General features: G+C 57.9%; 8 protein-coding genes. 3 read left to right on the forward strand and 5 right to left on the reverse strand.

The annotated features are described in order from the left end of the window. Positions 1 to 57 precede the first annotated feature (57 nt). The 4 genes from EYB53_RS07925 to EYB53_RS07940 are packed head-to-tail and all read right to left on the reverse strand — an operon-like array spanning position 58 to position 7,525. On the reverse strand, positions 58 to 4,509 hold the full coding sequence (locus EYB53_RS07925; RefSeq protein ID WP_135477666.1) for a response regulator: 4,452 nt from the start codon (positions 4,507 to 4,509) through the stop codon (positions 58 to 60). Continuing rightward, a complete protein-coding gene (gene urtA / locus EYB53_RS07930; protein WP_135477667.1) occupies positions 4,506 to 5,807 on the reverse strand; it encodes an urea ABC transporter substrate-binding protein in 1,302 nt (433 codons plus the stop codon). Before urtA ends, EYB53_RS07925 begins: the two co-directional genes overlap by 4 nt. 19 nt (positions 5,808 to 5,826) lie before the next feature. Next, positions 5,827 to 6,759, reverse strand: coding sequence for a diguanylate cyclase (locus tag EYB53_RS07935; RefSeq protein ID WP_135477668.1), 933 nt, complete (start codon positions 6,757 to 6,759; stop codon positions 5,827 to 5,829). A gap of 40 nt (positions 6,760 to 6,799) precedes the next feature. After that, a complete protein-coding gene (locus EYB53_RS07940) occupies positions 6,800 to 7,525 on the reverse strand; it encodes a DsbA family protein (protein ID WP_371879084.1) in 726 nt (241 codons plus the stop codon). Positions 7,526 to 7,718: 193 nt separating this feature from the next. On the opposite strand from EYB53_RS07940, the gene EYB53_RS07945 reads away from it, so the two are divergent. After that, positions 7,719 to 9,761 (forward strand): DUF4397 domain-containing protein, encoded by a 2,043-nt coding sequence (locus EYB53_RS07945; protein WP_135477669.1) that lies wholly within the window; start codon positions 7,719 to 7,721, stop codon positions 9,759 to 9,761. A 175-nt stretch (positions 9,762 to 9,936) separates the two neighbouring features. Beyond that, the gene (gene eno, locus EYB53_RS07950; RefSeq protein WP_135477670.1) at positions 9,937 to 11,223 is read left to right on the forward strand and encodes a phosphopyruvate hydratase; all 1,287 of its coding nucleotides are present in this window, start codon (positions 9,937 to 9,939) and stop codon (positions 11,221 to 11,223) included. Positions 11,224 to 11,297: 74 nt separating this feature from the next. Here the strand turns inward: eno and EYB53_RS07955 are convergent, their stop codons facing one another. Next, positions 11,298 to 12,422 (reverse strand): hypothetical protein, encoded by a 1,125-nt coding sequence (locus tag EYB53_RS07955; protein WP_167857301.1) that lies wholly within the window; start codon positions 12,420 to 12,422, stop codon positions 11,298 to 11,300. Positions 12,423 to 13,193: 771 nt separating this feature from the next. Here EYB53_RS07955 and EYB53_RS07960 point away from each other — a divergent pair. Further along, on the forward strand, positions 13,194 to 13,436 hold a 243-nt coding region (locus EYB53_RS07960), incomplete at its 3' end, for a hypothetical protein (RefSeq protein ID WP_205712607.1).

A 13,436-nucleotide genomic window follows, 5' to 3' on the forward strand; every position in this document is an offset into this window, starting at 1 on the left:
TGCGTCGGCAAACGAAGAGATGTCTGGGGAGGCCTGCGGTGCGCAAACCAACGTTTGTTACGTCTCAGGTGGATCGTTCATGGGGGTGAGGCCAAGGCGGGCGGTGAGGTGGGGGAGGGCGGTGCGCGCGTCGGCGAGGGCGAAGTTGTTGATGTGGTGCGCGAGCGTTTGAAATTCGGGGAGGCTCCTGAGGCCAGGGAGGCTCTGTCCGAGCGCGGTGACGTGTTTGCGGGCGGCAAAGTTGCCAGTGCTGAGCATAGCCGCTAATTGTTCGATCTGTTGTTGGGCAAGGGTACGGGCCTGATCATCGAGGAGAGGCACAGATTGTTCACGCGTCTCCACCTCCTCTTGTTCTTGGGGGAAGAGGGTTGGCAAGAGGTTTTTGATGCGCGTGCAGGTCTGCTGAAGTGAATTGAGATCAGGTACTTCGCCGGGGTTGGTTTTGAGGGCCTGTTCAACTCGATCAGCCTCGGTGTACAATTCGGTTGCCCCGATGGTTCCTGCAACGCCTTTCAAGGTGTGTGCAATGCGCAGCGCTTCGTCGGGTTTATTGGTCGTGAGGGCCTCCTTGATGCGTTCGACATCATTGCCATGCTCAACCAGAAAGCTCTGGATGAGTTGCCGATAGAGTTTGGTTTTGCCCCCCAGACGCTGGATCGCACGCTTGATAGCGAGACCTTCATATGTTTCTGGGAGGGCCTGGTTTGCCTCGGGCGGGTCGGCTTCCGTGGATGCTGATTGGGGCGACATCGCTTTTCCTGTTATGATTGGCGGTGGCGTGTCCGGTTCTTCACCAGGGTACACCCAGCGTAGCAAGGTTTGAAAGAGTTGCTGACTTTCGATCGGCTTGCTAATGTAATCGTTCATGCCTGAGGCAAGACAGCGGTCGCGGTCGCCACTGATGGCGTGGGCGGTCAGCGCGATAATCGGGAGATCGCGTAACGCCGCGTATGCGCGAATCGTACGGGTTGCCTCGAAGCCATCCATGACGGGCATCTGCACATCCATCAAGACGGCATCGTAGCGCTTTGGATCGTCGCCCAGCAACATCTCGACCGCCTGGCGGCCATGCCGAGCTACGGCAACTTCGATGCCCACTTCGGCGAGTAATTCGACGGCGACTTGTTGATTGAAAGGACTGTCTTCGGCCAGGAGGAGACGTCGGCCCGCAAGGTGGTTGCGATAGCTTTCTAGGGTGGTCGCCTCGGCTGTTTGGTACTGGTGCCGGGTCACGTTGTCAGGCTGGTTAAAGAGATCGAGGATGGCATGGTAGAGCGAGACCTCATTGATCGGCTTGGTGAGGAAGGCACCGATGCCGACCTCTTCGGAGCGGCGCATAATTGTTTCGCGGCCATAGGCAGTGACCATAATGATGAGGGGTAGCGCGCGATCAGCAAGTTTGCGCTGGATCTGGGTTGTTGCTTCAATACCATCGAGCCCTGGCATACGCCAGTCCATCAGCACGAGCGCAAAGGGATCATCGGCGGGCGTTGCTTCGAGTTGGGCGAGGGCCTCGTCGCCTGAGGCAGCCGTCGTTACACGAAAGTGGAATGTTGTGAGCATCTCTTGCAAGAGCTCACGGGCATGCTCGTTGTCGTCAACCACCAGCGCTTTGCGTCCGTGCAACGTGGCGGGCAAGGCAAAATCGGGGTGAGGCTGCATCTGTTCATCGGCGAGCCTGCAGGCTATGGTAAAAGCAAACGTACTGCCCTCGCCTGGCGTGCTTGTGGCCTCAATGGTACCACCCAGCATCGTTACAAGCGAACGTGAGATCGCGAGGCCCAGTCCGGTGCCACCAAAGCGGCGGGTCATTGAGCCATCGGCCTGGACAAAGGGGACAAAGAGGCGGGCACGTTCATCGGCAGACATCCCGATCCCGGTATCCTGAACCGTGAACCGCAGCAAGACCTGGTCGTCATGGTGTTCGGCCAGTTCCGCACGGACATTGACTTCACCGACCTCGGTAAACTTGATCGCATTGCCGACCAAGTTGATCAGCACCTGTTCGAGGCGAAAGGCATCGCCCACAAACATCCTAGGCAGCGCACGGTCAAGGTGAAGGCACAATTCGATGCCCTTGAGGGCGGCCCGTTCGGCGAGCATGTTGGAGACATTGTTGAGGGTTTCGGCCAGCAGAAACGGGGCATGTTCCAACTCTAACTTGCCTGCCTCGATCTTCGAAAAATCGAGAATATCGTTAATTGTTCTGAGCAGCGTCTGCGACGCGAAACGGCTCTTCGCGAGATAATCATACTGTTTTGGGGTGAGTCGGGTTTTGAGGGCCAGTTCCAGGAAGCCAATGATTGCATTGAGGGGGGTGCGAATTTCGTGGCTCATATTGGCGAGAAACTCGGACTTGGCGACACTGGCGGCCTCGGCACGCACCGCCAGTTCATTGGCCCGGGCGATGGCATCTTTGAGTTGTTCGTTTGCCACCTTCTCGCGCATAAACTGTTCGTGACGGGCCAGCGTGGCGGCAAAATTATCAGCGGCGAGCCCCAGCAGGGCATACTCGGTGTTGGTAAAGACACGCTCGCGGCGCGTATCATCAAACCCAAGAAACCCGATCAAGGCACCATCAACCATCATTGGCTGCATAAGCAGCGCCTTGATCTCTTGCATCGCAAGGATCTCATAGGCGCTCTGCATCTCGGGTGGAATGTGATCAAGGCTTCCCAGGGCGAGCATCTCACCACGTTGGAACCGTTCGATCAGCCCCGGAAAGACGTCAAACGGGGCGTCCTGCAGATCGGCGATCTGAGGAGTAACGCCTTCGGCACACCATTCATAGATATTCGACCAGGTTTCATTGATAAAATCGTTACTGAAAATATACGCTCGTTGGGCCGACATAAATTCGCCGAGGATTGCGAGGCATGCATTGATGCCTTCGTCAATCGTATCAATGCGCAGATTAGCATTGGCGGTTGCGAGCTTCGCGGCTGCTGCGTGAAAGCGATTTGTTTCCAGAAGATGTTGTTCTTGCGCTTTGCGAGCCGAAATATCGGTGTCAGTCCCACGATAGCCAAGCAGTTCACCATCCGGGCCGAGCATCGGCAGGGCATTGGTGGTAACCCAGATCTGGCGTCCATCTTTAGTGATAACGGCATTGACGAGATCGACAAAAGCCTCGCGACGTTCAAAGGCCGCGAACACCTCGGTTTTGAAGCGTTCACGTTCCTTGGCTGGGTGCAAGTCGTAGAAATACTTCTTCCCGATAATCTCCTCAGGATGATAGCCAAAGACCTCTTCGGCGACCGGGCTGAGGAAGCTGTAGTGTCCGGTGGGATCAACTTCCCAGGTAACGGTGCGACTCTGGCGGGCCAGTTGATCAAAACGCTCGACACTCTCCTGCATCGTACACGTGCGTTCTTCCACCAGGCGTTCGAATTCTGAGCGGACATCAACAATCAATCGATTGAAATCATCAATTAACCCCTTGATCTCGTGACGGGCCTTGATCTGCACCTGTGACGGCATTGGCTCATGGCGCAGTGCTTGTACGGCCTGTGAGAACTGAATGATTGGTTGGGAAATTAACCGATTGGCGAGTAGCATCGCACCAATGACCAGAATAAGCGACCCACCCAGAATCCAGTGCCCGATCATCTCGTTGCGCCGAATCGGGGCATAGAGTTCGGCGGTATCAATTTTGACGACCATGCCCCAGTTGAGCGAGGGAAGATACCGCCAAACGGCAAGCGTCTCCTCATTGCGATAGTCTGGATAGATACCGCTGCCCTGCGCACCCCGCAAGGCTTCACGAAGGGGCAGAAACGCTGCTTCATCGATCGCCTGATTGGGCAAGTCCGGGTTATGGCGGGGCGGTACCGTGATGATCATACGCCCTTGGTCATAGGCACCCATCAGGATCTCGCCCGTTGTCCCGAGCCCGGCGAAGCGATTGACGATCGCATAGAGTTCCTTCGGCTCGATTTGCAAGACGACATTGCCGACAATGACGCCATCCTGGAAGATCGGTGCGGCGAGGAACGCGGCGGGGGCATTGCTGGGCGCATAGAAACCAAAATCAGAGACTTCGGTCTGCAAGAGGGTATTGGCGGCATCAATCGTACGGGCCAATTCGGTCGGCCCGAGCATTTCATCGTAGATATTCTGGCCCAGATCGGCCTCGGCCTTGAGCGAATAGCGGATCGTCCCGCCCTGATCAATGAGCAGCAGGTCGTAGTAGCCCTTCTCGGCAATGAAGGTTTTCAGGTAGGCGATGAGTTCATAAGATGGGTAGATGATACCTGGGGGGGCAGCGAACAAAGGAGGCAGGTCGGGCAAGTGCGCGAGGGTCGTGGTATCCTGGATCATCCTCAGTACATAGCCCTCGATGCGCATGTGGGCTGCATCAGCACGTTCAGCAAGGGCGTCACGCTCTTTTTGCTGCATCGCGTTGCTGAAGGCTTGATTGATGACGACCGAACCAATCAGGACGGGCACAAGGGCAATTATCAGAAAGATCAGACCGAGTTCGGTGGCAATGGATTTGAGTTTGATCATGGTTCGGCCTCGATAATGCTTGGGAAGGTTGCCGGATTCTGCCAATGGCCTTTCCAGCGGGTATGAAGATCGGTGAGGAAAGCTTCCCAGCGTTCGACCGAGCGATAGGCTGGATAGGTCAACGGACGCACAGGCTTGGTCGAACTCCAGACGATCTCAAACTGACCATCAGGCTGGATCTGCCCGATCCGCACCGTACGCCAGAGGTGCTGGCTTATTGGGTCAATGCTGACCGCACCCTGGGGGGCCTCAAGCGAGATGCCGTGCAGAGCATTGCGAACCCGGTTCAATTCCAGGCTGCCTGCCTGCTCAACCGCAGCGGCCCAGAGCTTGACCCCAAGATAGGCTGCCTCCATCGGGTCGCTGATCACTGCATCGGCACCATAGCGTGCTTGATAGGCCTGAACAAACGCGGCATTGATGGGTCCAGCGAGGCTCTGAAAGTAGCCCCATGCGGCATAGTCACCAGCGACCGCAGCACTGCCCATCGTCTCGAGTTCAGTTTCTGCAATGCTGAACGAAATCGTAGGGATATCCTGTGGGGTAATGCCCTGGGCGCGGAGGGCCTGGAAAAAGGCGACATTGCTATCGCCATTGAGGGTATTCAAGATGACGTCGGGGCGACTGCGCACAAGCGCCTCGACGGCTCCGGCGACCTCGGTACTACCGAGCAGCACATACTGTTCACCCACGATCGTGCCACGCAGCGAGCGAATCTGGTCTTTCATCATCGCATTGGCTGCGTGGGGGAAAATATAGTCCGAGCCGATCAAGAAGAAGCGTTGACCGAGGTTATCCATGGCCCATTTGACGGCGGGAAAGATCTGCTGATTGGGGGCGGCCCCGGTATAGATAATGTTTGGTGAAGCCTCGATCCCCTCGGACTGGACTGGATAGAAGAGCAGGTGCTGATACTGCTCAACGATTGGCTTGACCGTTTTGCGCGACGCCGACGTCCAGCAGCCGAAGATCACGGCCACGTGCTCGTTGACAATCAACGCCTCGGCCTCACGCGCAAAGATGTCGCTCTGAGATGCACCGTTGCGGATAACTGGCTGGATCCTGCGGCCAAGCACGCCCCCCTGGGCATTGAGCTCTTCAATGGCAAGCAGCGTAGCCTGGCTCACGCTCTGTTCACTGATGGCCATCGTACCAGTCAGGGAATGGAGGATGCCAACCTTGATTGGCTCGGCGGAGCGTGTAGGGCTGAACTGGCATCCCCAGCCTGAGGTCGTCACAAGCAAGAAGCACAGGAAGATCAACGTTGTTCTGAATGGTGTACACCTGATCTCGTTCATGGTCTGATACTTTATGCACTCACGTGCTGTTGTGGGGCAGCACCCGAGAGACAACACAATTGCGTCCGGAGTTTTTTGCGCGGTACATCGCTTGATCAGCTAGTTCGAGCAGTTCCTGATGCTGGATGGCATAGCCTGGCTTGCTCGAGACAACCCCTACACTGATCGTAATGTAGGGGGCTACATGTGAAAACGCATGTTCAATGTGTTGTTTGGCAACGGCCTGACGCATTTGCTCGGCGACACAGATGGCCTGATCGACGTCGGTATCGGGCAGCACAACGACAAATTCTTCTCCACCGTAGCGAGCAAGAAAATCACAGGCGCGTCGCAACGAGGAGGTCATAATTGCGGCCACTTGTTGCAAACACTGATCTCCGGCCAGGTGACCGTAGTTATCGTTGTAGCCCTTGAATTCATCAATATCGAGCAGAATTAATGATAAAGACTGTCTTTTTCGTGCGGCACGACGCCATTCGAGATCGAGGACTTCGTCAAAACGACGACGGTTGAAGAGCCCTGTTAGCCCATCACGGCTGGAAAGGGTCTGCAAGATATCGGTCTTGCGCTTCAATTCCATGTGGGTGCGCACTCTGGCTCTGACGATGGGGAGATGAAACGGCTTGGTGATATAGTCCACTGCTCCCGCTTCGAGCCCGCGGGCCTCATCTTCTTCGGCGTCCATGGCGGTAATAAAAATGATCGGAATGCCACTGGTCTCTGGATCATCTTTGAGGCGCCGACACACCTCGTAGCCATCCATTGTAGGCATCATGATATCAAGCAAGATTAGATCGGGAGGGTTGGTGCTGACCATTTTGAGCGCATGGAACCCATTGGTGGCGACAAAAACCTCATACTCATGTTGCAATTCATCACCAAGAATCACGAGATTGGTTGGCGTGTCGTCAACCAGCAGGATCTTCTGTCGCGGTGCGGGTTGTTGTTCCATCTGAACGTCCTTACACGCCCGGTGCGGGCGCAAGCAGAACTTATTGCTGGCTGACCAGTTCCTCAAAGACACGGAACGGCTGGGCTCCGCGCACCAGTTGTCCATTGACAACAAAATTTGGTGTTGAGTTAATGCCAAGCGCCAGTGCGGCCTGCATTTCATTCAAGACCGCTTTTTCGCTTTCGGGGTCATCGAGACAAGCCCGGAAGGTGGCGCCGTCGAGACCCAGTTGATCGGCAAATTCGCCGAACACCACCCGATCACGCTGTGGCACCCCGCCCCATTCTTGCTGGTGGCTGCTAAAGAGACGCTCGTACATGGGGAAAAACTGGCCCTGATCAGCCGCGCATTGCGCGGCGACCGCAGCGACGAGCGCCGACGGATGGATCGTGGTCAGCGGCAGGTCGCGGACAACGAGGCGAACTTTGCCTGTTTCGACCAACTCGCTCAAAATCTGTGGGCGCGTCTCCTGAAAAAAGCGCTGGCAGAAGGTGCATTCAAAGTCGGTAAACTCTATGATCAACACGGGCGCGTTGGGATCGCCAAGCGCACGCGGATCGTCATCACGAAGGTCAAAGACCTCGTTCAAGGCTGGACGTGGGGTTGGCGTTGGCCCGGGTGGCAAGGGTGGGATGGTTGGGGGCCGATTGTTTGCTATGCTCGTCTGACGGAGTTCTTCGGTTGTCTCGGAAGTTACCGGTGGGGCGTAGCTGCCACACGCAGTCAGGATGAAGACGAGGATCATCCAGAGGGAAAGACGCTTCACAGACTTTGCTCCTTTGTTATTGTTTTACGCACTTATAGCTATTATACCCTTTCAATGCATCCAGATCTTACCAGTGTACGTACAGAACAGTGCAGCCTACGTAACGCAATCTGGTGAAGCCTGAAAAAGTGGTGCTTGTATAGCCAAAGGTTGGCTGTACATAGCCTCGCTCTGCATTCAAAAGGAGCAATGCATGCGACGGAGTGTCTTGTCGGTAGCTGTTGTGATGATTACCGCGCTGGTGGTTGGTCTATTTGCTGCTTCCACCCCGAGTCGGGCCCAGGCGAATGCTCGGGTCAACATCCTTCATCTCGCCCCCTTTGCGCCAACAATTGATGGCACAGCGGTGACGGTGGTGGTCAATGGCGCAACGATTGCCAGTGATTTCAAGTACAAAGATGCCCCGCTGACCGCGAATTTGCCCTCTGGTGATTACACGGTGCAGGTCTTTGCAGGAACCGATCTCACGGTTGCCCCGGCGATTACCGCAACGCTGAGTCTTGCGGCCGGTAGTGATTACACCGTCTTTGCTGGTGGTGATGGGAATAACATTCCGCTCGGTCTCTTCCCTCTGGTTGATGATAATAGCGTGCCTGCGGCTCCGAATGCGAATGTACGCGTGGTTCATGCGGCGCCCTTCGCGCCCTTGGCTGGCACAGCGGTTGATGTCCTCAATGCAATAACCAATGAGCCGATTGGCGGGCTCACCGGGGTGGCTTTTGGTGACTCCAGTGGCTATCTCCCTATCCCCGGCGCTACCGATATTCCGGTGAAGGTTGTGCCTACGGGTATGACTGATCCGCCCCTCATCGGCCCGGCGACGTTGAATGTTCCCCCCCAGTCGATCACGACGGTCTTTGCGATTGGGACTGGTACGGACACCTATCCGGCCGAGTTCTTCTTCCTGGGTGGCGCACAGCGTGTCCCTGCGCAGGTACGGCTGGCGCACCTGGCCCCGTTTGCGAGTGGCCGTGCGGCGGTGAATGTGGTTGTGCCGGGTGACACGCCGGTGACCCTGGTCAGTGATTTTGGCTTCGGCGATACTACCGACTATGTGCCGTTGACTGATGGTACCTATCCGATCAATGTGGTCATTCCGAGTGCGCCACGTGCGCTGGCCGATACGGTGGCGATTTCGGGGTCGGTGACGCTTGCGCCGGGGATGCGCTATACGGCGATGGCGATTGGTGGGGCCAATGGCTTTGATCCCGAACTGGTGCTCTTGAACGATCCGAGCACGCCACCAATCACTGGCACGGCGCGGGTGCGCATCTACCACGCTGCCCCGTTTGCGCCTGGTGACGGTGCGAACGTCTCGATCCGCACCCAGGATGGCGCGGTCGTCGGCGGGTTGGGCAATGTGCCGTACAAGGGCACGGCAACGCTGGAACTGCCTGCTGGCGTGTACGACCTGATCATTGCCACGCCGGATGGGTCAACGACGCTGCTTGATATCCCGGCGTTTGTGCTGGCCGCAGGCGATGATATCACCGTCTTTGCGGTTGGTGATGGCGTCAATCAGGATGTAGGGCTTGTTGTGTTGCCACGCGATGGCATTGTGCCCCCGGCAGAAGTGCGTCTGGCGCATTTGGCCCCGTTTGCGGGTGGCCGTGCGGCGGTGAATGTGGTCGTGCCGACGGTTCCGCCGTTGACTCTGGTCAGTGACTTTGGCTTCGGCGATACGACTGGCTTCCTCCGGTTGCCGGGTGGCACGTATCCGATCAATGTCGTTATTCCGAGCATGCCGGCCTCGCTGGCCGATACGGTGGCGATTTCGGGGTCGGTGACGCTTGCGCCGGGGATGCGCTATACGGCGATGGCAATTGGTGGGGCCAATGGCTTTGATCCCGAACTGGTGCTCTTGAACGATCCAACTGACCCACCTGCCGCTGGTACGGCGCGTGTCCGGATCTACCACGCGGCCCCGTTTGCTGCTGGTGCGGAGGCGAATGTCTCGATCCGCTTGCAGGACGGTACCGTCGTGCCGGGGTTGGGCAATGTGCCGTACAAGGGCACCGCCACCTTCCCGCTGCCTCCTGGGACGTATGACCTGATCATTGCGACCCCAGATGGAGCGACGACGCTGCTCGATCTGCCGCCGTTTACGCTGGTGGCGGGCGACGACATCACCGTCTTTGCGGTTGGTGATGGGGAAAATCAGGACGTGGGCACGGTTGTGCTCGGTCTCCCCGAGGCAGAGCGCTTTAGGGTTTACCTGCCCTTTGTTGCCAACTAAGCGCCGTAGGCGCAACAATAAATGGTTGGAACGCGCAAACGCCAGCATTGCTGGCGTTTGCGCGTTCCAGAAAGAGCTACCATGAAGATTGGCAGTCAAAAATACGATATGCTATACTGGCGGGCATATGTGGCCTGGGGCTGCAAAACAAGACGCATTATAGAGCGGAGGAAGTATGTCCACGCTGATCGAAGAGATCATCGCCCGTGAAGTTCTAGACTCGCGCGGCAATCCGACGGTTGAGGTTGATGTTCGCCTGGAGAGTGGTGATGTCGGGCGAGCGATTGTGCCGAGTGGGGCTTCAACCGGCGCTCACGAAGCCTTGGAACTGCGCGATGGCGATAAGTCGCGTTACGGCGGCAAGGGTGTGTTGAAAGCAGTTCGTGCGGTCAATGAAGACATTGCCGAGGCCCTGGTTGGCTTTGATGCGGCTGATCAGATCGGGATTGACAAGGAGTTGATCACGTTTGACGGGACGCCGAACAAGAGCAAACTTGGCGCCAATGCGATCCTTGGGGTTTCGCTGGCCTGTGCTAAAGCGGCTGCGGCAGCTTTTGGCCTCCCACTCTATCGGTATCTCGGTGGTGCCCACGCGCATATTTTGCCTGTGCCGATGCTCAACATTATGAATGGTGGGCAGCACGCCTCGAACAGCACCGATTTCCAGGAATTTATGGTCATGCCGGTCGGTGCCGAGACCTTCAGCGACGCGCTGCGCTGGGGTTCCGAGATCTATCAGACCCTCAAGAAGGTGCTGCACGACCGTGGGTTGAGCACGACAGTCGGTGATGAGGGTGGTTTCGCCCCGAGTCTGCCAAATAACGAGGCACCCTTGCAGGTGATTATGGAGGCCATCGAGAAGGCGGGCTATCGCCCCGGCGAGCAGGTCATGCTCGCGATGGATCCGGCCTGTACCGAGATCTACGAGGATGGCAAGTATCACCTCAAGCGTGACGGGCGGGTGCTGACCACCGAAGAGATGGTTGATTACTGGGCCGATATCGCCAATCGTTACCCGCTGATTTCGCTCGAAGACGGCCTGCACGAAGATGACTGGGAGGGCTGGAAGCTCTTGCGGCAGAAGATCGGCCACAAAGTGCAGCTCGTCGGCGACGATTTTCTGGTGACCAACGTGAGCCGCTTGCAGCGGGCGATTGACGAGAATGCCGCCAACTCGATCCTGATCAAGCTGAACCAGATCGGGAGCCTGACCGAGACGCTGGCGGCGATCCAACTGGCGCAGCGCCACGCGATGACGGCGGTTGTCTCGCACCGCTCAGGCGAGAGCGAGGATGTCACGATTGCCGACCTGGTAGTCGCCACCAACGCTGGCCAGATCAAGACCGGAGCACCGGCCCGTACCGACCGGATCGCCAAGTACAACCAGTTGCTTCGCATCGAAGAGGAGCTTGGTGGTGCCGCGAAGTATGCCGGCAAAGCGGCCTTCCATGTGAAGTTCTGAGCGTATGTATTTGACGCAAAGGCGCGAAGGCGCAAAGGTAATGTATTTAAACCTTTGCGCCTTCGCGCCTTCTCTTAGGGAATCACCCGGTAGGAGAGGATGACAACCTTACCGCTGCTCTGGCCGGTGAACTCAACTTTGTAATCGCCCAGCGGCCAGCCAGAAGAGGGCGGTACAAAGTATTCGAACCAACTGCCATCACGATCAGCCTGAACGACTTGCTCAGTGACTCGTCCATCTGGCCCGGTTGTATGCCAGCGGATCTGTTCATTGGCGCGGAAGTCATAAATCCAAATAAAAAAATCATTGGAGGGATATAAGCAGTCGGTAAGCAGGAGTTCCTCTTCATTGAAGTCGTAGAAGATAACCCCATCGCCAACCCATTCCGGAATCCCGTCACAATTCGCAGGTGCCGGTGCAGGCACTGGCTCGGTTGCCGGCGCAGGCTCGGTTGCCGGCGCAGGCTCGGTTGCCGGTGCTGGCTCGGTTGCCGGCGCAGGCTCGGTTGCCGGTGCAGGCTCGGTTGCCGGTGCAGGCTCGGTTGCCGGCGCAGGCTCGGTTGCCGGCGCAGGCTCGGTTGCTGGAACTGGCACAGACACTCCACCGCGCCCCTGTAGCACTTCGCTGACGAGCAATCCGGGCAGCACTGAGTTGACATCGTGCAACTCGAAGCGGCGGCGCTCGAAGTACTGGACGGTCAGCCGCTTGCCCTCGATCTCCGCTTCGTACGCGCCGGTAATCGGGAAGCCGAAGCGCTCTAGGCCGCCGTTACGCTGCCAGTAGGTGGCAAACGCCCCACAGACACGGTGGCCCGTCTCGGCGAAGGCGAGACAGTCCGCATTTGCAGCTTCGCCGGGGCCGAATTGCCAGGGCGCCCCCTGCTGTGCCAGCCACTCGACCCCGAGTCGTCCGGCGGTTACCTGACCATTGGCCTGGATTTCGAGGCGGTCGCGTTCGAACCACTGCACTTGCAGCGTCTGGCCCTCGACGGTCTCAGCGTTCTGTGCGGTGATCGGGAAGCCAAAGACGGCCAGGCCGCCGTTGCGCTCCCAATACTGACGGATCGGCCCACTGATGCACTGATTGGTCTCGGCAAAACAGCGCTGTGCGGTCTGGGCGTGGCTAGCGTGGGCGGGCAGAGAGCTGACGAGCAGCAGGGCGAACAGCAGGGCGAACAAGAGGGTGGGCATACGACGCATGGTTGTCTCCTTACATGTGCAGAAGGCTGGCGTTTTGATACATCAAACAGCGTGCTTTCGGTGGACATCAATAAGTAGCCAAACGCCCCCTCCCGCGCTTGCGCGAGAAGGGGCGTTTTGGATGACAATCTTGTTATCGCCTGATGTCAGTGCGCTTGCTGCTATGGTGAGTTATACCAATTACTGTTGATGATGCCGCAAGGTCCATGCTGAGTGTTCAAAGGCCGGCAGTCCACTGGTGCGGAGGGAAACCAATGCGGATGCGTTGCCCCCCATGTCACCCCGAGCATCCTATGGCCCGCGGGCCAGTGGTGTGGAGAGAAACAGTGCCGGTGCGTAGCCTGCCCTGTCACCCCGAACGGAGTGAGGGGTCTTCCGTGCGGATCAGGGCAGATTCCTCACTCCGCTCCGCTCCGTTCGGAATGACAGAGGACACGCTGGAGCCGACAACACGGTTTGTTTCTTAGGAGCGGATACGAGGGGTCTTCCATGAAGATCAGTGAAGATTCCTCGTTCCGCTCCTAAGAAACAACGCGCCCCATCTTGTTGAGGATCTCCCGGAAGAACCATAAGCGCAGGCTTCGCCTTTCCGTTTTCAGCTTTCAGCTTTCTCTTGCCCTCTGCATCCACCCCATCGGAATGGGAGGTTTGCGGGAGCCATGCCCCTTCGACAAGCTCAGGGCAGGCCCCGCACCCTTGCTACGGCAGCGGCAACAGCTGTAACGATGCACCTGCCCCTAGCGCCGCACCAGCGGCAGGTAGACCCGATTCGTGTTGATCGTGCCAGTTGTTGGGGTGGGTGACGGCGTCGGCGACGGGCCAGCGGTGGGTGAGGTGGTGGGCGTAGCTGACGGGCCAGCGGTGGGTGACGGGCTCGCCGTGGGCGTGGCTGACGGGCCAGCGGTGGGTGAGGTAGTGGACGTGGCTGACGGGCCAGCGGTGGGTGAGGTGGTGGGCGAGGCTGACGGGCCAGCGGTGGGTGAGGTGGTGGGCGAGGCTGACGGGCCAGCGGTG

This window comes from Candidatus Chloroploca mongolica (genome assembly GCF_004762035.2).
GTDB lineage: Bacteria > Chloroflexota > Chloroflexia > Chloroflexales > Chloroflexaceae > Chloroploca > Chloroploca mongolica.